The organism is Photobacterium piscicola (assembly GCF_900166965.1).
In the GTDB taxonomy this organism is placed as follows: Bacteria; Pseudomonadota; Gammaproteobacteria; order Enterobacterales; family Vibrionaceae; genus Photobacterium; species Photobacterium piscicola.
In genome coordinates, this window is the sequence record NZ_FUZI01000003.1 from 84887 (window position 1) to 104362 (window position 19476).

The 19476-nt window shown below is 36.5% G+C and carries 19 protein-coding genes and 1 pseudogene; 14 read left to right on the plus strand and 6 right to left on the minus strand.

The features are described from left to right. Nucleotides 1-12 precede the first annotated feature (12 nt). Nucleotides 13-615: a tyrosine-type recombinase/integrase gene (locus CZ809_RS09355; protein ID WP_159447942.1), complete on the plus strand. Its 603-nt coding sequence runs from the start codon at nt 13-15 to the stop codon at nt 613-615. A 308-nt stretch (nt 616-923) separates the two neighbouring features. On the opposite strand, the gene CZ809_RS09365 is transcribed toward CZ809_RS09355, so the two are convergent. The 3 genes from CZ809_RS09365 to CZ809_RS09375 form a co-directional block, all read right to left on the minus strand. Continuing rightward, nucleotides 924-1490, minus strand: a complete 567-nt coding sequence (locus CZ809_RS09365) for a hypothetical protein (protein ID WP_080157261.1) — start codon at nt 1488-1490, stop codon at nt 924-926. Between the two features lie 203 nt (nt 1491-1693). Beyond that, a complete protein-coding gene (locus CZ809_RS09370) occupies nt 1694-2656 on the minus strand; it encodes a hypothetical protein (RefSeq protein WP_080157262.1) in 963 nt (320 codons plus the stop codon). Beyond that, nucleotides 2653-4011, minus strand: coding sequence for an AAA family ATPase (locus tag CZ809_RS09375; protein WP_080157263.1), 1359 nt, complete (start codon nt 4009-4011; stop codon nt 2653-2655). Before CZ809_RS09375 ends, CZ809_RS09370 begins: the two co-directional genes overlap by 4 nt. A gap of 357 nt (nt 4012-4368) precedes the next feature. On the opposite strand from CZ809_RS09375, the pseudogene CZ809_RS09380 reads away from it, so the two are divergent. The 8 genes and pseudogenes from CZ809_RS09380 to CZ809_RS09415 all read left to right on the plus strand — a co-directional run. Further along, a pseudogene (locus tag CZ809_RS09380) lies at nt 4369-4491 on the plus strand (DUF188 domain-containing protein); the annotation flags it as partial. Between the two features lie 880 nt (nt 4492-5371). Next, a complete protein-coding gene (locus CZ809_RS09385) occupies nt 5372-7081 on the plus strand; it encodes a L,D-transpeptidase family protein (protein WP_080157265.1) in 1710 nt (569 codons plus the stop codon). Between the two features lie 220 nt (nt 7082-7301). Then, nucleotides 7302-7934, plus strand: coding sequence for an HD domain-containing protein (locus tag CZ809_RS09390; RefSeq protein ID WP_080157266.1), 633 nt, complete (start codon nt 7302-7304; stop codon nt 7932-7934). Between the two features lie 125 nt (nt 7935-8059). Beyond that, on the plus strand, nt 8060-8620 hold the full coding sequence (gene cyaB, locus CZ809_RS09395; RefSeq protein WP_080157267.1) for a class IV adenylate cyclase: 561 nt from the start codon (nt 8060-8062) through the stop codon (nt 8618-8620). A gap of 55 nt (nt 8621-8675) precedes the next feature. Next, nucleotides 8676-9161, plus strand: a complete 486-nt coding sequence (locus CZ809_RS09400; RefSeq protein WP_144396183.1) for a hypothetical protein — start codon at nt 8676-8678, stop codon at nt 9159-9161. Nucleotides 9162-9506: 345 nt separating this feature from the next. After that, nucleotides 9507-9641, plus strand: coding sequence for a type B 50S ribosomal protein L36 (ykgO, locus tag CZ809_RS09405; RefSeq protein WP_080157270.1), 135 nt, complete (start codon nt 9507-9509; stop codon nt 9639-9641). A gap of 361 nt (nt 9642-10002) precedes the next feature. After that, the gene (locus CZ809_RS09410) at nt 10003-10383 is read left to right on the plus strand and encodes a hypothetical protein (RefSeq protein WP_080157272.1); all 381 of its coding nucleotides are present in this window, start codon (nt 10003-10005) and stop codon (nt 10381-10383) included. Nucleotides 10384-10483: 100 nt separating this feature from the next. Beyond that, nucleotides 10484-11113: a LysE family translocator gene (locus CZ809_RS09415; protein WP_080157273.1), complete on the plus strand. Its 630-nt coding sequence runs from the start codon at nt 10484-10486 to the stop codon at nt 11111-11113. A gap of 54 nt (nt 11114-11167) precedes the next feature. On the opposite strand, the gene CZ809_RS09420 is transcribed toward CZ809_RS09415, so the two are convergent. Beyond that, nucleotides 11168-11803, minus strand: a complete 636-nt coding sequence (locus CZ809_RS09420; RefSeq protein WP_080157275.1) for an SDR family NAD(P)-dependent oxidoreductase — start codon at nt 11801-11803, stop codon at nt 11168-11170. 250 nt (nt 11804-12053) lie between these two features. On the opposite strand from CZ809_RS09420, the gene putA reads away from it, so the two are divergent. Together putA and CZ809_RS09430 are read left to right on the plus strand one after the other, a co-directional pair. Continuing rightward, the gene (gene putA / locus CZ809_RS09425) at nt 12054-15203 is read left to right on the plus strand and encodes a bifunctional proline dehydrogenase/L-glutamate gamma-semialdehyde dehydrogenase PutA (RefSeq protein ID WP_080157277.1); all 3150 of its coding nucleotides are present in this window, start codon (nt 12054-12056) and stop codon (nt 15201-15203) included. 3 nt (nt 15204-15206) lie between these two features. Beyond that, nucleotides 15207-15908, plus strand: a complete 702-nt coding sequence (locus tag CZ809_RS09430; RefSeq protein ID WP_080157282.1) for a proline dehydrogenase — start codon at nt 15207-15209, stop codon at nt 15906-15908. 96 nt (nt 15909-16004) lie between these two features. Here CZ809_RS09430 and hmuQ read toward each other — a convergent pair whose 3' ends face one another. Continuing rightward, nucleotides 16005-16307, minus strand: coding sequence for a heme-degrading protein HmuQ (gene hmuQ / locus CZ809_RS09435; RefSeq protein ID WP_080157283.1), 303 nt, complete (start codon nt 16305-16307; stop codon nt 16005-16007). 325 nt (nt 16308-16632) lie between these two features. Here hmuQ and CZ809_RS09440 point away from each other — a divergent pair, with 325 nt between their 5' ends. After that, nucleotides 16633-16866 carry a hypothetical protein gene (locus CZ809_RS09440; protein ID WP_080157284.1) on the plus strand — a complete coding sequence of 78 codons (234 nt, stop codon included), beginning with the start codon at nt 16633-16635 and terminating at the stop codon, nt 16864-16866. Nucleotides 16867-16950: 84 nt separating this feature from the next. Here CZ809_RS09440 and CZ809_RS09445 read toward each other — a convergent pair whose 3' ends face one another. After that, nucleotides 16951-17895, minus strand: a complete 945-nt coding sequence (locus CZ809_RS09445; protein WP_080157285.1) for a DMT family transporter — start codon at nt 17893-17895, stop codon at nt 16951-16953. Between the two features lie 326 nt (nt 17896-18221). On the opposite strand from CZ809_RS09445, the gene CZ809_RS09450 reads away from it, so the two are divergent. Both CZ809_RS09450 and CZ809_RS09455 read left to right on the plus strand, forming a co-directional pair. After that, nucleotides 18222-18665, plus strand: a complete 444-nt coding sequence (locus CZ809_RS09450) for a hypothetical protein (RefSeq protein ID WP_080157286.1) — start codon at nt 18222-18224, stop codon at nt 18663-18665. Nucleotides 18666-18762: 97 nt separating this feature from the next. Beyond that, nucleotides 18763-19383, plus strand: a complete 621-nt coding sequence (locus CZ809_RS09455) for an HAD-IA family hydrolase (protein WP_080157287.1) — start codon at nt 18763-18765, stop codon at nt 19381-19383. Nucleotides 19384-19476 lie beyond the last annotated feature (93 nt).

The following is a 19476-nucleotide window of genomic DNA, read 5'->3' on the forward strand; positions in this document are numbered from 1 at the left end:
AAAGGCTGCCGAGTGAATACTGAAGACCTGATTGATATCTTGCCGGCGATTGGCCAACAACAACCACCACAACGATTACTACTAATGATGATGTTAGCCCATGGTTCTCGTATTGGTGAAACCAGAAAGGCTTTATTTGAAAAGCGGTGGTTGATCCCTAAAGAAGACGCCAAAAACGGAGTAGCAATGAGCTATCCACTAACTGCCGAGATGATTGAACTATTACGCTCATATCAAGCATGGCAACGTGCGCTAGGCTATAACAGTGATCACTTGTTCCCGTTATCTCGTTGGAATAATCAGCCAATACACAGTGCTAAAGCCAGTGAATGGGTGCGAGGAGTATCTAAGAAGGCTTGGAGTGCACATGATCTTAGAAAGCGAGCACGATCAATATGGGTGGAATTGGGTGTTGATTACATTGTCTGTGAATCTTTGCTCAATCATGCGAGGGATAAGCTAGATCAAGCCTATATCCATACACATATGGAATTACAGAAGAAAGAAGCGTTAGAAACGTACCATAAATGGCTTAAAAAAGGATGGTGTACCTGTCTAGCACCTGTCTCGATTCAAAATCCAATCATCGATAAACCCTTATCCAGACTGGCTTGAAGCCACTTTTCATTATAAACCTCAGCGGATGATAATAAGAATGCAGATGTGTACGAAAAATGAACAAATTAACGCAAATTTGATGGGAGCTGCACGAGCAGTTCCTCACCAAGTTGGTCTAATCAAATTGAGTAAAACCCAGTTGAAAGTTCTGCAGTCGATTATGCCTGGTGAAAAGGTAACAGCAGAGCAGATTGCCGAGCGTTGTAATTTGTCGAGTTCGTGGGCGAGTACTATGTTGAAGACGGTTTGGGAGAGAGGGTATTTAGTGAGGACCGCCTCCACGCGGGGAAGCGGTGGGTATTTATTTAATTATAAGTTGGCATAACTTTAGGGCAGAGTTTGTGTAGGTAAATATTTAGTTCTTGACATGTTAATTTATGATCTGGGTGAATATCACTATAGATTGAATCTGCAGCTCCTGCTATAGGGTCTAAATAAAGAGATTTAGCAATATTAATTGTTAGTTTTGCCCCATCAGCTATGTGTTGTAATGCACATTTTTGTAGTAATTTATCTTTCTCAGAATTGAAAAGATCCCTTTTCATCTTATCTGGTTGTTCGTTTTCTGTGCAATATGGGATATTTACTGAATTACCGATGATTTCATAGTTTTTTGTTATGCTATTCGTATCAACCAGTGGTGAATCATTAAATGAATTAAGGATTGATAAAGCCACAATAGTTACAGATATTATATTTAGATATTGATCAGAAAAATAATCAGAGAAACTTACAAATAACAATCTTATTGGTACTAACGAGGTGAGAATAAAAATGAGAGATAAAAGATAATTTTTATCTATTAAGAATTTGATAGAAAAAACGATTAAAACAATGAAGCTGATACTTATGATCATTAACTTACATTTCATTATGTAATTCCATTTTTATAAAAAATAGCTGTATAAACGAACAGTGTTTATTTTAAATAGGTACTTTGGGGGTGTCAAATGTTGCAAACGAGTACGACTCTTGGGAAATAAAAATTTTCAGGCTTTCTTAGCCACCACCACCGAGGTTGGTGATTTAGACCATTTTCGGTGGTGAAGGGTAAAGCGTGATGCGTAACGTTAATCTAAAGAGAAGATAAACCTGGCTCTCTATTCTTTTGTAGCCTACTGTTTATTTCGTCAAACTTCGTGAGCTCTTTGTTCTTAATATTAAATTGGCAAAAACCAAGAGGTTGATTTCTGAAAATATCTAACCCATTACCTGTTTGTATTGCATGCTTATCCATGACAATCATTCGATCATGCGCATGTTGCGAAAAAAACTTATTTTTACAAAGTCCAACTGTGAATGTAATTTTAGACGTAACGATATAATTTTTTTTCCTCAAAATATCATTTAAATAAGCTTTTATCTTATCACTGTTAGTTCTTTGACCATTTATGTCACATGCAGATAATATATTTATATTATAAGGCTTATTGTTTTTTGAAAGATATTTTGAGAATTTCTCAATAGAAGTTTCTTTTCCCTGTTCATAATCATCCATAATGTTTTGAATTAAATATCTATCAATGATAATTATTGATTTTGAATATAAGGATAAATTTTTTAAACTCCTGTTCCATATGTCGTCTATATTATCGTCGACTCCAATATCAAGAGATGAATATTTTTCACTATTAGCAAAGTGTTTTGAATCATGTATACCTAGTGGTGATATTATTTCAAGTTTGCCTGTATTATCGACTTGAAAAAGTTCTAAAAAATCATTAGGCAATATACCTATCATGACACCTTGTTGAGTTAGGGCTTTATCAACTAAATTGTAAGATTCAAAGTCTGAGAGCTTACTATTTTCCAATGTTATTGGTGTTTTTTTTAAATGCTGAATAGCAGCAGACCATCTTTGTGAGAATTTAGGAGGAACATTCTGTAGTGATTTTAGAATATATCCTTTATCTTTTTCACAATAAGCTAAGCAGCCATATTTAGACCAGGTTTTTAAAATATGATCAGTAGTAGTTGGATGATCCCGAAATATATTATCTTGGAACATTTCCTCATCAAAATAAAATGTTGTAATCATAGAGTATTACCAAATATTTCTTCAAGACGTTCTTCAAAAAAACCATCTGGCCAATGCACAGTAAAATCACCATCTTCATCAAGAGGTAGCTCTGTTACTTGAGCTCCGTTTTCACCTACATCAACATATAAAACAGAAATCATACTCTGATCTATTTTTTTCTCTCTTATACGGCGTTGTATTCTAAGCATTAAAGCTTCACTATGTGTTTCAATAATCCATTGATTTTGGCTATCTATAGCTGAATCAATAAAAAGATCAGCTAAGTGAGCTTGTAGCCTTGGATGTAAATGAATTTCTGGCTGTTCTACACATATCAGATGTTTATTTGAAACGGTACCTTCTAGAATAATTGGCAATACTTGCCCTATACCAAAACCCACATCTCTTGGTGTGACTATCGTATCATTCCGCTTGTCTTTAAGCAGAATAGATATAATGTCTCCCGTTTGATTATCACCAATGTTTTTAGCAAAAATTTCATAAGGAATAGAAAAGTTAGACAGATATTTATCAATTTTAGATTTTGTTATATTACTTGCATTATATAAATCAAACCCTAGATTACCTTTGCCTTGGCCTTTTTGATAAGCATTAATCTCACTAGAATAGAATCTTTTGGGAGAGCTACGCAATGGGCCTAAATATTTTGTCTTTTTTAAAATATATGATAAATCATCTAGTATTTGATCAGAGTAACTACTCGAAAGTGTTTCGTATGGTAAATGACTAAAAATTTTAGGCAGATTTATTTTACTATCAATTTTAAATGGTTTTGATAAGGAGTCATCAATTTCAATATAGGACTTTCCATCATCTGAAAGAATTTTCTTGTTCTTTATTATAGCGTTTTTGAGGTTATGATCAGGTTTTAATGAATAAAGATAGCCTTCACTGCTTTCTCTACCTATATCCACAGAAAAATTTACTCTATCAGAGCAGTTAAATGAAAATTTATTAAGGTAGGCATGTTTATTAGCTTTCTTCATTTTTTTATAGCTAAAATTTGCTGTTCTTAAATCATCGTTACCAAAGGGCATATTATATGAATGCCTATTTTTAAACTCTTGAGCACTATGGTTAGCTGTATATTGAATGTCAAATCCCATAGGTAATTTATCATTTTGTCCATGTATAATATTGCTGTAGTTGCTAAGAGAAATAGATTCTCCGTCAGTTTCTAATTTTCCTTGGCCATTTTCTTTTTCTAATGTTTGCTTTAGCATCATTAATGCTTGAATAATTGAACTTTTACCTGATGAGTTTGGTCCAAATATCAATGTAATTGGAGCAAAACGCATCATTTCAGAAGATGCAAAGGATTTAAAATTCGTCATCGCAAAGTTTGTTATCATTATGTTTCTCTTTGTTTTTTATTATTGATTATATGTGGTGCTTTTTGTCATTGAATAATAAATACGGTGCATATCATATAGTATTTAATGAGTAATTGTGAATTGAATTGTTTCAAAAAGTACCTTATTCGTGGTTCTGTTTGTGAGGTATCTTTTTAACAGATGAGACTATTTTAAGGTCAGAGCATTAAAACAAATCTATTTCTTAATAGTAATTCATTATCTACGTAATCATTCATAATTAAATCGCTACTAATACTCTAACTTTTTTATCAATAAATTCAATGCCTTATCGATTACGAGAAGTTAGCAAAAACAATAATGACTGTATGTATGAACAGGTTTTTATTTTATATTATGGAAACCATGCGGAGTAGTGGCATTCAGACAGGTGGACCGTCTGCATTAACGCAAGCTGATCGCCAAAATTTCGCTAATAAACTTGATGCTTTCTTAGCTAAAAATCATAAGATACAATAAGTTGTAGCAATGGAGGTGAACTTGGTTTTACCTCTTTTTCTCCTTTCAGTTGTATTCACTTCTGTTGTTATTCTCTGTTAAATTTACTTAGCCCTATAATTCTATTCCGTTTTGTTATATCAAATATTGAATATCCTGCAAGAGCTATTATGAAACTATTCATCCAACCCCGTCATTCCCTATAGTGAATACCCGTGAGGGCGATAGGGAATCTATTGTCCACGCGTTGTGAAGCTTATATTTAGCTGTAAAACGTAAGGTGTTTCAGTGACGTCTTTAAGGCTCGATCACGGGGTGAGTAGATCACGGATAGTTTCGTTCCTCAACTTCCGAGATGACGAATATTAGGCTGAGTGAATGCCAAGCCCCAACCTCGTCATTCCCTATAGTGAATGCCCGCGAGGGCGATAGGGAATCTACTGTCCACGCGTTGTTGAGTTTATATTTAGCCGTAAAACGTAAGGTGTTTCATTGGCGTCTTTAAGGCTCGATCACGGATAGTTTCGTTTCTCAATTTCCGAGATGACGTATAATAACCAATGTCATATTGACGCTGTTATGCATAATTCTTTACTTCCAATTCGTTGAAGTAATTCCTTAAAGAAAAACTGTAATTCAGTATGTTTAATACTGACGGTGCTCTGTGAATAAGCTTTAGTTGAACAATGAATACTCGCTAGAAGGTGGAGTGCCGATCACCAGTGTTTCACCAAATAGCTATAACTGTATGTGTTTTATGTTCGATTTAGTTATAAATAGATCGTAATCGACTCCTTTTTAACTTTTTACTCATCATTCTTGAAATCTTTGTCACTTTTAATGGTGAATGCTTTTAATTCTAAAAAAGCATATTCTTACTTTTTTAGTAAAGGACCGTTGAATGAAATTTAATCGAAAAAAAATGACAACATTGATTCGTTCAGTAATGACCGTTTCAGCATTACTAACCTGTGGATCAGCTTTGGCTGCCGATAATGCGGTGACCAATGCGCTAGATTTACATGTTCTAGATAGCGTTACAGTGAATAGCACCGCATCTTTGTGTTCAAACTCAACGGTCAAAGTGTGTAACGGTAGTATTTTGAATGCGCTGTATGCCAAAAATAACTTCATGCCATATTGGTTAAACCCAGTGCTTGTCAATGCGATCATGCCGCAATTACAAGCGCTGGCAGATTCCAATACGCTACCAGGTATGAAGCAGCGTCTAAAAGAGTTGAAGAAATTAAAGGCATTGCCAGATCAGCGCGGATATGATTTGTTATTAACTGATACGTATCTAGTTTACGTGGATTATGTGCATCAATTAATGCAAGATCCTCGACCATTATACAATTCACATCCAGTAACTTTGACGCCTTTGACATTAAAAATGGTGCAGAATTATTTCCCATTGACGGCTCAAAAGATCAATTCTCTTATTCCTTCTTCGCAGTTTGTTTCGACAATGGGAGTGATCAACCATCTATTAAGTTTACCTGCTAATCCACTTGATTCGAGTAATGTTCACTTTGATAAGATTGTTTACCTCGGTGACACCATCCCTTATGGTCCTAAAGTGGCGACAGTGCTTTGGAATTTAGGCTATTTAACTCAGCCTCAGTATCAACAGATTATTGCTCAAGCGACGATTACAAATACCGGAGTGATGAACCAAGCGATAAAAACCTTTGAAGGTAATTATGGTTTGAAGATGGATGGCATTATAGGACCTGACGTTGTGAGTCAATTAATACGTCCGTATTCAAGTTTAGCGCGTATTACGGCATTGAATTTACAACGAGAACGTTTTGCGCAATTGCAAGGGAATGGCCCGCAAATTATTGTTAATATTCCTGATTTCAAAATGACGCTATACGATAATCAAAAGCCAATATTTGAATCGAAAATTATCGATGGGATGCCCAAACGCCCAACCAATTTGTTCCAGTCATACATTAATACGGTTGTGATTAACCCTTACTGGTATGTACCTGAAACCATCAAAGTGCAGAACACTATTCCATCAGCTAAAGCTAATCCTAATTTCTTAAAGAATAACCGCATGGATGTGATTAACAGTTGGAGTGATCGTTCTGTTGTGCCACCTAGTTCAATTGATTGGGCAACGGTAAATCCGCGTACCTTTACGCACCAATTCCGTCAAGATCCCGGCCCTGAGAATGCTCTAGGACGGGTAGCCTTCTTGATGCCTGATTCGTTCTCTGTATATATGCATGACGAGTCACAATCAGAATATCCATTGTTTAAACGTCATCATCGCGATTTGAGTTCTGGTTGTATGCGTGTACAAAAACCTCGTGAGATGGCGAAAATTATTTTGTCTTATCAAAATATGCCAAGTTTGCCCTCTGTCGACGATATGATTAATTCGAACAAGCACCGTGAGATTGGCTTAAAGGTGCGTGTGAATCTTGATGTGGCTTATTTAACAGCTTGGGTAACACCTAATGGCCAGTTAGAGATGCGCCATGATATCTACGGTTATGATAACCCTCGAGCTAAACCAATTCAGAATCAATTTATTTCGACTCCAAACTACCGTACACATCAACGTATTAAGTTGGCATTGAATGGCCAAAGTAGCTAATTGAAACAAAGGCAACAGAAACATAGGACACCCATAATTCTTTATGCAATAAAGTAGGCAGAACCAAGGTTATTATTTGGTGTAATATTAGAGCTGCCTATCGTCATTACCAACTGTGAATATTTGTGTGGACGGTAGGGAATCTATTATTAGAGTGTTGAAACTTGAAAGCATATAGATGTGGGTGTCCTGTATTGTTGGTTAGCGGCTTGAGGTGTATATGGGTAATTTAGAAGTATTTGAAAAACAATTGCTTGAGTTCATCTCAACGGAAATGGTTACTGATGCGGCACACGATATTAATCACGTGCTGCGAGTCGTTAAGACAGCTAAACAGTTGAGTAAACAAGAAGGCGGAAACGCTGACATTGCTATTCCTGCTGCATATTTACATGACTGCTTCACCTTCCCCAAAGGACATTCTCAACGTAATCAAAGTTCATTCTTCGCAGCAGAAAAGGCAATTAAATTTTTGAATGAAATTGGATATCCCAAACAATATTGGCAAGAGATACATCACGCAATCGTCGCTCATAGTTTCAGCGCCAATGTAAAACCAATGACGATTGAGGCTAAAATTGTTCAAGATGCGGATAGGCTCGACGCGCTAGGTGCGGTGGGAATTGTAAGGTGCCTTCAAGTGAGTACAACTCTTGGGCGAACATTATATTCAACAGTTGATCCTTTCTGCGCCAATCGAGAACCTGACGATGGTACTTACACCATAGATCACTTTTATACCAAGTTATTAAAACTTGCAGACACAATGCAAACCCATTCGGCGAAAGAAGAAGCTACAAAAAGAACGAGCTTTATGCAGAGCTATTTAGATCAGCTTGCGAATGAGGTTTAATCACTGCTATTTTGTTTATTTAAAGCAACTGGTTTTTTGTTATCAATAGTAATCATACATAGTTAACATAAACCTTTGGGTTGGTGTGTTAATCTGCGCTCTTTATAATTCAGTAAGTAGCAATGATGGTTTCAGATCATTTTAGTGGTAAATTTGAAGTCGAACTTAAATATCGATTGAAGTCTATATCTCAGTTCTTAGCGATATTAAAATCAATGCCGCATGAAATTATGCTTCAAGATAATATAGAATCTGATTGTTATTTTGATACCTCAAAACAACAGCTTTTAGCTGAAAATAAAAGCCTTTGCATTCGTGAAATGGCACCGTCAGGCATTAAGCTTTGGATCGTAAAAGGACCAGAAACTGATCGCTGTGAAGCCGTAAATATTACTGATGTCAATAAAGCACAAAGTATGCTTACCACAATGGGTTATCAAATTGTATTGGCGATGAAGAAAACCCGCAGTATTTATTTTGTGGGTAAGTTTCATATTACTGTTGATCATCTTGATGGGGTAGGTGACTTCGCTGAATTTGCCATTATGACTGATGATGAAAGTTTACTTGATGGTTATCGAGCTGAATTGGTTATATTAGCTAATAAGTTTGGTTTGAGTGAAATAGATCTAGAACATCGTTCTTACCGACAAATGTATTTTGAAATCTGTGTTAAAAATAAATAATAATAATTGTTATTATATGTAGTAAATAAGCATAATTATGATGGGGGATATATTTATGATTAATGTATTAATATGGTCTAAAAATATATTTTATGTGTTTTTATTCTTATTTTCATCTCTTTCTTTCTCGAAAGAGTTTAAAGAATCTATAATTGATAGTGGGATTTCTAAAGGATCTGATTATATCGCGATGTTTAACATTAGTTATGAAGATAAGGATCATATAGTAAATCATAACGTTAATGTTTTTTTAAAATCAGCAATTGAAGAAAGTTTTATGACTTGTGGTGATGCTCAGTTATGTACTAGTTCAATTATGATTATACCAATTAAGAATGATGAAGTGTTAATTACATATTCTTTAAATACAATAAAACAAAATGGAAGTATTAGTGTAAATAGTAAGTTGATATTTACATTAAATGAATATATGCGACTATACAGTTCTCAAATAACGACAAAGAGAGATGATATGGTCTTATCTAATGCGAATAAGCAAAATGTTAGTGTTAGTTTGAAAATAATAAAAAACAACTTGTAGCATAATTTTACCTTCAAACAGAATTGTCTCTAAATCCCAGTCCAGAAAACGGATAATCCTCATTATTATCTGCCATTAGGTAAACATCTATTAATTTTATTTCCTGTAATAAAGCTTTAGTAAGAGCTGTAGGGAACCATAACGATTGTTATCATGGTTGCCTTCGTTTTCTTCTTGCCCCTTTTTATTATGTTTACAGTGTGCTTGTTGTTATGTTATAACATAACCATTGTTGAGGGGTCTTATTAGCGTTCAATACTATGGCAATTACACGCTGTTTAATTGGCTGATAAGACGGCTCGTTAAGACAACAATTTTTCTTATGATGTTAAAGGGTGAAAGTTAATGAAGGTTCTTAGTTCGTTGAAAAGTGCAAAAAATCGCAGTAAAGACTGTCAGGTGGTTAAACGCCGTGGTCGTATTTATGTGATTTGTAAATCTAATCCAAGATTTAAAGCAGTGCAGGGTAAGAAAAAATAGCGCTTAAAAATAGCAGGGATAACCAGAGTTTCCTTGTTATTAATAGTATGGCGTTAGATAAATATTATTTTGACGATCAAAAATTCGTCCCCAAAAGCTCTCATTTTAAAGATGGGGGCTTTTTTGCTATTGGATATTTAATAGAATAGATATGGCTGTCCTATGTTGTGGCTTCTATGTTGTGTCCATACTGTGTTCTATATTATGTTCATGTTTCTCTATGCTTCGCCATTATATGTTGTCATTGTTTTGTGACTTCCATCGATTATTAAATATAAATAGTGTCTGGTTGAGACTGCTTTTTATATTGTAAAAAATAAATCTAGGGCTGGTTGTTTAATACAATAAAAATCGAGGATATATGGACATTATTACGGCTTTAAAAAACGTTGAAGCATTAGCCAATGGCGTGAATCCTATAACAGGTGAAACGTTACCAGAATACTCTCCTTATAATGATCCGGAGGTTATTCGGTCATTATTTACGATGATGACTTTAGTTAAAACAGCCCAAAAGGGGAAGATGTCAATTGATAACAAACGAAGGATCAACCTTGCGAAGGGGCTTCCTAAAAATGCAGGATTGGCTTGGACTAATAATGAAAGGGATGAATTAATCGCCGCTTTCAATAATGGTGCTTTAATTAATGAGCTTTCAGAGATACATGGTCGAACAAAGGGAGCAATTACATCGGAATTAAAGAAACAAGGCTTAATTGAGGATATTAAAAAGAGTATCTAGTACATACAGCTATAAAATGAGTGTTATTCAATGAGACATTGTTTAACGTACTATTGGATGTCTTTCATAACTCATAAACGATGTAATTAGGGAGTAAGTAATGGAATATTTATTAGTACTTTTTCATGTTGCTTTAATCTGGATGCTAGCGGTGGCGACACCGGGAGCGAATGTACTCTTAACTATTAATGCTGCACTTAATTATGAACGTCGAGTTGCGATTTTCTCAGCTTTTGGAGTGAGTTGTGCAACATTATTATGGGCATTTTTTGGTGGTTCTGGTTTAGTGCTTCTTTTGTCTCATTTTCCATCACTATTTGGTTTGATGAAATTGGTAGGCGGTAGTTATTTATTATATCTTGGTATTCGCCAGATCTATTTAACCCGTAAAATAAAGAGAATAGGAGAGGATACTGAAAACATTCAAAGCATATCACTATCAAAACAAAAGGTGTTTAGTTCAGCGTTTATTACTAGCATTTTGAATCCGAAAACAGGCTTTTTTGTGGTTAGTTTGTTTAGTATTTCTATACCTGAAAATATGAATTCGATGTTGCTTTTGGCAATAATGTTAACAATGTCGTTAATCACACTTAGTTGGCATTTGTTTTTAGTGTTCGCCTTTTCACATCAATCAGCCAAAAACGTTTATGCGCGTGTTTCTGGGCAAATTAATTATATTACTGGTGGGTTATTTGCAGCCTTTGGCGTTAAAGTGATGACTTCATAAAGGAGGTAAGCATGGCATTACCTCCTTGTATTTTACTGCTGTGAGTTGTGATGTTTAGTAAGGCGCGATACTAGGATCTACACACTGAAATGTTTGATGAATACTATCGTTATCTAACAGTAATTCATGGCTTAATCGCGCCACTTCTCCGCGAGTAATCGCTCCATGTACTTCTTCATTTTGTGATAACTGACCGTGGTGTGTTGGCGCTCCATCTTTAAGCCCACCCGGACGCAGAATCGTAAAATTCAATGCACTGCTTTTAAGCCATGCTTCCGCCAGTGTTTTTTCTCGTAATGCTCCACCAAAGACGTTTTTAGCGCGATCTGACATAAATTGCCATGAATCGCCACAGCCTAAAGATGTAATCAGTAATAGGCGCTTTGAGGTGCTTTTTTCAAGCGTATCAATCAAATAACGATGACCAATATAATCCACAGGGATATCCGCATGAAAGCTGCCCATTGTTGAAATGTTGAGCGTATTGTCAGGCAGCATAGCAACCGTATTTTCAACTTGTGTTTTATCTGTCGCATCGCAAGTAATAGACATAAGATCGTACTGTGCAATGTGAGGGTTTTTGGTTGGGTTTCTGGCAATAGCTATCACATTGAAGCCTTGCTCATGGAAGTAGTCGACCATGGCTGCACCTAATCCACTGCTTGCACCCCATATGGCTATATTATTCATTATTACAGTCCAGTTGTTGATAATGATAATAGTTTGCATGTTTATAAAAAAATAGCCAGCACGTAATGAATGAAAGCCTCGCTAATTAAATAAAAACCCAAATATCTTTTATTGGAATATTTTGATATTGACCTCATATTGTTACCTTTTTGTTATGTAGTGTAGTAATTAAAAGGTAATGTCATAGTAGAGAAGGATAATCACGCCACAAACGCTGATTTATAACGCAGATTATATCGAGGGATTTATTATGTTTAATGCCGCTGATGTTTTACAGCCATCTTTTATTGAACAGCCTCTTGAGCGGTTGTGGGCGTTGATTTCTCCTCACTATGCGGTTGATGAGTCAGAGTGGTTAGCGCAATTAATACCATTAGCAACACCGTCATTACAAGAACATCTAGATATGGATCAGCACGCGACGGCATTAATTGCTCGTGTTCGCGCGGACAAAAATGCGATTCAAATGATAGATGCATTGTTGCTTGAATATAGCTTAGACACCAAAGAAGGAGTGTTATTAATGTGCTTAGCTGAGGCATTAATGCGTATTCCTGATACTGCGACGGCTGATGCTTTGATTCGAGATAAATTAAGCGTTGCGGATTGGAAATCTCACCTCAAACATTCAGATTCTTTGTTTGTAAATGCCTCTACATGGGGGTTGATGTTAACTGGAAAAGTTGTCGGATTAGAGATATCGAAAGATGGTTCTGCAACGGATGTTATTAATCGATTAGTGAATAAAATGTCGGAGCCCGTGATCCGCCAAGCTATGCACCAAGCAATGAAAATTATGGGCCATCAGTTTGTCTTAGGGCGTGATATAACCGAGGCAATGAAGCAAGGGCAATTAAAGCGCGATCAAGGCTTTAGTTATTCGTTTGATATGCTAGGTGAAGCAGCATTAACGGCTGATGATGCCACTAAGTATTATCAAGATTATATGACGGCGATTGTTGCAGTCGGGCGTGACAGTTATTCGACCATCGATGGGGCGCTTCATCATTCCTTAAATTCGACAGTCTCTATTAAGTTATCTGCATTACATCCTCGCTATGATGTTGCTAACACCGAACGTGTCGTTACTGAAATGTATGACGCGTTATTGTCATTATTGTGCTGTGCGCGTGAACATAATGTTGGAATTACGATTGACGCTGAAGAAGCCGATCGGTTGGAGCTTTCACTGTTATTATTTCAAAAATTATATCAGTCACCACAACTGCAAGGTTGGGGGCAATTTGGCATTGTTGTTCAAGCTTATTCAAAGCGAGCCTTAGCTGTATTAGCGTGGGTGGCGGCACTAGCCAAAAAACAGGGTGATAGTATTCCATTACGACTTGTAAAAGGTGCTTATTGGGATAGTGAACTGAAAATAAGTCAGCAAGGAGGGTATAGCGCTTATCCGGTATTTACTCGTAAAGAAGCGACTGATACATCATACCTAACGTGTGCACGGCTGTTGTTATCTCCCGCGCTTAACGGGGTTATTTATCCGCAATTTGCTACCCATAACGCCCATACTGTGAGTGCTATTGTTGCGATGGCTACACATGATAAGTTTGAGTTTCAGCGTTTACATGGTATGGGAGATGCGCTGTATAACCATGCGATGGCGATGCACAATGTTGCGGTGCGTATTTATGCTCCCGTTGGTAGCCATAAAGATCTATTGCCTTATTTGGTACGTCGATTATTAGAAAATGGGGCTAATAGTTCGTTTGTTCATCGGCTCGTTGATGCTGATTGTCCTATTGAAGCACTCATTGAGCATCCTATTGAGACACTGAAAAAACGTTCAACATTACATAACAATTTGATTCCTTTACCACCTGATATTTTTGGTGCTGCGCGTCGTAATTCAGTTGCGATTAATATTGATATTGAATCGCAATGGCAGCCATTTAATGCGGCAGTAACGGCTTTTTCTGATCATCACTGGCAAGCTGCACCGTTACCTCAATATCATTTGATGAGTGATGTTACCGCAGAAATAATGACAGTAACTGCACCTTATGATCGCCGTGAAGTTGTCGGTAAAGTCATCTTTGCCAATGAAGAACATGTCGAGATGGCTATAACACAGGCGGCTGATGCGTTTGCTAATTGGTCTACATCTTCCGCTTCTGTTCGATGCAGTTATTTATTACAACTAGCTGATAAATTAGCGTTACACCAGCATGAATTAGTTGCGTTATGTCACCGTGAAGCGGGAAAAACCATTCAAGATTCGATTGATGAAATACGTGAAGCGGTGGATTTTTGTCGTTATTACGCCCAACAAGCAATCCTTAATTTTGAATCACCACAACAGATCACTACTTATGACGGTATTGAACAACAATTACGTTATCAAGGACGGGGTGTTTTTGTCTGTATTAGTCCGTGGAATTTTCCATTAGCTATTTTCATTGGTCAAATCAGTGCTGCACTCGCTGCTGGTAATACTGTGGTTGCAAAACCTGCGGAACAAACGTCATTAATTGCTTATCGCGCGATTGAATTATTGTTGGAAACAGGGCTACCACAAGGGGTTATTCATCTGTTACCTGGGCGTGGCGCGCAGATAGGTTCACAATTATTATCTGATGAACGTATTGCAGGTGTGGTATTTACAGGCTCGACCCCAACAGCACAAACAATAAACCGTATGTTAGTAGCAAGGGAATGTGCACCAGTACCGTTGATTGCTGAAACGGGAGGGCAAAATGCCATGATTGTTGATAGCACTGCATTACCTGAACAAGTGGTGCGTGATGTTATTCGTTCGGCATTTGCTTCTGCGGGTCAGCGTTGTTCTGCCTTACGGGTATTGTTTGTTCAAGCTGATATTGCAGATCGAGTGATTGAGCTTATCAAAGGCGCAATGGCTGAGCTGAGTGTTGGTTGTCCTCAATACCATAGCACCGATGTTGGCCCCGTGATTGATGCCGTCGCTCGTGAAAAGCTACTAACTCATATTGAAACATTAACTCATCAAGCAACATTAATTGCACAAACACCCTTGCCCGCAGAGTGTCAATTTGGTGATTTTGTTCCTCCGACAGCCATTGAAATTAATAATCTTGATTTACTTCAACAAGAGCATTTTGGCCCTATTTTGCATGTGGTGCGCTTTAAATCCTGTGAATTACATCAAGTTATTGACCAAATAAATCAGACCGGATTTGGATTAACGATGGCAATTCATAGTCGCAATGAATGTACCTATTTTGATATTGAGCAACGTGCCCAAGTGGGAAATTGTTATATCAATCGAGATCAAGTCGGTGCTGCTGTTGGCGTTCAACCGTTTGGTGGGCAAGGATTATCAGGAACAGGCCCTAAAGCGGGTGGACCGCATTATTTATACCGTTTTACTCAAGAGTGTGTGCAACCTATTCATCATAAGGAGTAATTGATGCAGCATAATGTAACTACAGTGCAGCGGTTAATTGATACGAGTCATGCTGCAATGATCTTATGGAATCAGCTTGGTTTTGAACTGCGGGCTGAAATTTTACGAGGTTGGGCGCAACAACTGCCGCTAAAGTCTGCCGCGATGGTGCAATTTCAATGTGCTAATGCATTTAAATATGCCGCTAAACATGTATTAATGCCAGGACCAACAGGTGAGAGCAATACCCTTTATTGTAGTGGGCGAGGTGTCTTTATTGTTACTGCGCAAGAGGGCATAACCGAAGAAGCAATTGTCGGTCAATTAACCGCTGCATTGGTATGTGGCAATTCAGTCTTAGTGTGTTTGGCGGATACTCAGTATGCCGAACGAATTGTTGCTCAACTTGAATACGTTGAGAGCCTCACTAATGTGATCACCGTGGTCAGTGATAGCGCGCTAGATGCGTTAGTTCAGCACCCATCAACGGTTGGTGTTGCTTATTGTGGTGATGTTCAAGGTGCGCAGCAATTGGCGCGGCAGTTAGCACAACGAGAGGGATTATTGGCTCAATTAGTTGTTGAACTTGATGGTATCACACTGCCTATTATTGGCAGTCAGCGTTATTGTTTACGGTTTATTACTGAACGTACACGCACGATTAATATTACTGCGGTAGGGGGAAATGCAACCTTGTTAGAACTAGGAAGTGGGGATATTGGATAAATAAAAAGCCCTTAATGAATAAACTGACCATTTCTAAATGGGATCTTCAGTTCATTTACGTAGTAAGGGCTTTATGTCAGCTATGATTTTTATAGATTAAAGGCAGCTTTCAAACCCTTCAAAGTTTGGTGCACCTAAATAGATCTCTTTGTTGCCTCGCGCGTTAGCATGGGCTTTGCGGAATTGTTCTGACTGTGTCCAATCTTCAAATGCTTGGCGAGAGTGCCACACTGAATGAGATGCAAACAGAGTATATTCATCATTAGACGCCCCTTGCAGTAAATCAAATGACTGAAAACCAGGGACAGTATCTAGATAAGTATCACGATTTTTCCAGATATCGATAAATTCTTGTTCAGAACCTAAACGAATTTTGAAACGGTTCATTGCAATGTACATACGATGTCCTTAGTGAGTTTTACTACTGATAGTCATTATTATCATATCAACGGCCTAATTGACCATTGATAAAAATAGAATATGTATTTGCTAAAAAAGAACGCCAGAGAAAATAAACATAGGACACCCATAAGATTACTCGTTTTTTAATGCTTCTTCTATTTTGTGATCAATGACTAAGTTGGTGATTCTCTCAAGGTATAAACTGATGCCAGTTCAAGCGAATGGATAGCATGATAATTATTATATTCAGATGGTTACACGAGATCATTCCTATCTTTTAGCTTGATAGTCACGCTAATAAATTTGTGATTTGGAGAGACAAATGAAGGCTGTTTTTTCTGGTAAAGATTGTAATAAAGAGAGCTCTACATATTGGTTTGATGTATCAATTAATGTTACTGGTGAAGCCGATGGTCTTATTCTCGGTGTTGTTGAAAGCCAAAGTGAAGATATTTGTATTGTAGACTGTGAATCACATTGTATTAAAGGGGCATGGTTTGCACCTTATGTAACAAATTTGCCAGATTATGTATCTAATGTAGAAAGAGCGATGTAGTCGTTTTCACACTTTTTAATGGCATGTTTGCTGGGTGGCCTAATGAGCCACCCTTTTTGTTGTTAATTATGATGTGATGAATAATTAATTAAGCTGTTCAATAGGCTTACTTTTTTTCAATAAATGCGGTAATAATTGCATGGTTGCAACTGAGCCAACAATAACAATAATGCCTAAAATTGATAATGAGCTTAGAGAATGCGCTTTGATAATGTTTGGCCACCATCCCATGGTGACAACAAATGCGCTTGACATAAAGCTGATCACTGGCGCTACGGCAACAACAGCACTCACTTGAGCTGCTGGCCAGAAAACTAACGCTTTAGCTAATGCGCTATAAGCAATTAACGTATTGAGTGCACAAAATAAAGCAATGCTCCAATCAAAGCCTGACAATGTTGATAGTCGCGTAAAATCAGTCAATGGTGTTAAGAGAACCATACCCACCCCAAATACGCACAGTAAAACGTTCGACGTTGATAATTTCGCCATTAATGACTTTTGCAATAGGGTATAACACGCCCAAGATAATGCTGAAAATTCAATAATGCCAACACCAATTAGAACTTTACTTCCTGTATTAATATGTCCACTAAGATTGGGATGGAAGAAAAGAATAATGCCAACGGCTAATGTAAAGAGGCAAGAAAGTTGGATTGCCGTTAAGCGTTCTTTAAAAAATAACAGACTACCAAAAGCAAGGAAAAAAGGGGCAACTTGAAAATTTAATTGTGCTTCACCTGGCGATAAGTATTTTAATGTTAACACAAAAGTAACGTAGTTAAGTGTTAAAAATATACCAGCAAATAGCAGTTTAATTATCTCTTTTAGTGTTATTTTTCGAAATTGTTGCAAACTATTAGAGGTTAGTTGAAGAATAAAAATAACAATAAAAGCAATGAAAAAACGGAACCAACTTAATGATGTTGCATCAATAAATTTTTCAGAAAGTTTTAGTGCTATAGGCAATATTCCCCAGAATAAAAGTGTAATACTACTGTAAAGTAGGCCAAGCTTATTATTAGTCATAATGATTGTTCTTTATGTAATGATATAAATCTCAAGCAATATAAGTGAAGCACGAGCAATATTGTATGATAAATATCAAATGATAAGTAATTGAGCTGACATCTATATTTATTTCATTAATCTGTATATTTATAAAAATCCTCTTTTATGTATATTTTCCTCGTCTTTTAATTAGATACTTGAATGTTAAAACGATTAATATTCATTAGGTTAGTGTGTTTTTTATTATTTTAATTATTCATGTTAGCTTTCATCACTGTTTGTATTGGGTATAATTGCTCGGTCATTAGGTGTTTACATGTGTAAACATCATTTAAGAGGTCGTTATGTCTAACAAATATGAGTCAATGGTTGGTGATTACTGTGTCGTTGTTAATGCGATTGAGTGTTATGTAGCGGCTAAAGTGACAGACTTTGAGTATTGGGATGCTGAAGGTTCTAAGTTTTTTGTGGATACTGAATCAGATACATATATGTATGACTATGTTGAAGCCGCTATCATCCTTGGTGTTTCAGAAGAACAAATGCAGCACTTTTTTGTGGTGCATTGCTGCTTAGGTGATTATTTAGACGGCCTAATTGGTGAAAAAGATCCCGAAGCTTGGGATATGAAAGGTCAGCAATTAGTGGTTACTTATACTGATAACTCAGAAGATGTATTTCAAATCGCTGATATCTGTGAATTAATGAGTAAAACTGAAGCGGTAGGTTGGACTTTTGCTGATTTAGTGAAAGCTGAGAAAGTATTGCAACAACAAGCAAATAGCTAATATTACGTATTAGATTGGATATGTGCCGCAACATTGGCACGTATCCTAACCCTTGTTGTATTTTTTAAGTTAAGTTAAGTGTAAGTGGTTGCTATAAATGGTATTAATTTTTGATTTTGATGGAACAATTGCAGATACATTTAATTTGTATATTGATGTAATGAGAAAGATCCACCATGAATATGATTTTAAATATATTCATGATGAGGATATTGAACTATGTCGAGCCATGACCAGCAAAGAGATAATTCACTATCTCGGTATATCACCATTACAAATACCCATTATTGCTCATCGAATTCGTGGTGATTTTACTAAACGAATGAAAGAGCAAAAAATATTTACAGGGGTTGCTTCTGTTCTTGAAAGCTTAAAACAAGAAGGGCATAAACTCTTTATATTGAGCTCTAATTCGGAAGAAAATATTAATATTTTTCTTGGTTTAAATAATATTACTCAGTTTGATGCTGTCTTTTCTAAGTCAAGTATCTTTGGTAAATCTGGGATCATAAAAAAGATCATCAATAAGAATAAATTTATTGCCGATGATGTGTACTACATTGGTGATGAAACCCGTGATATTGAAGCAACTAAAAAAATTAATATTAAAAGTATTGCGGTTACATGGGGATATAACAATCGAAAAGCGCTTCTCGATAAAAATCCTGATTATATTATAGATAAGCCGCAACAACTCCTCGCATTATTAGCGATGTAAAACACATCAAAAAAGACAGTTAATGCTTAAAGACAGGACACCCATAAGATCGCTATTTTGTGATAACCAATTTTAAGGCATTTTAATTGGTTA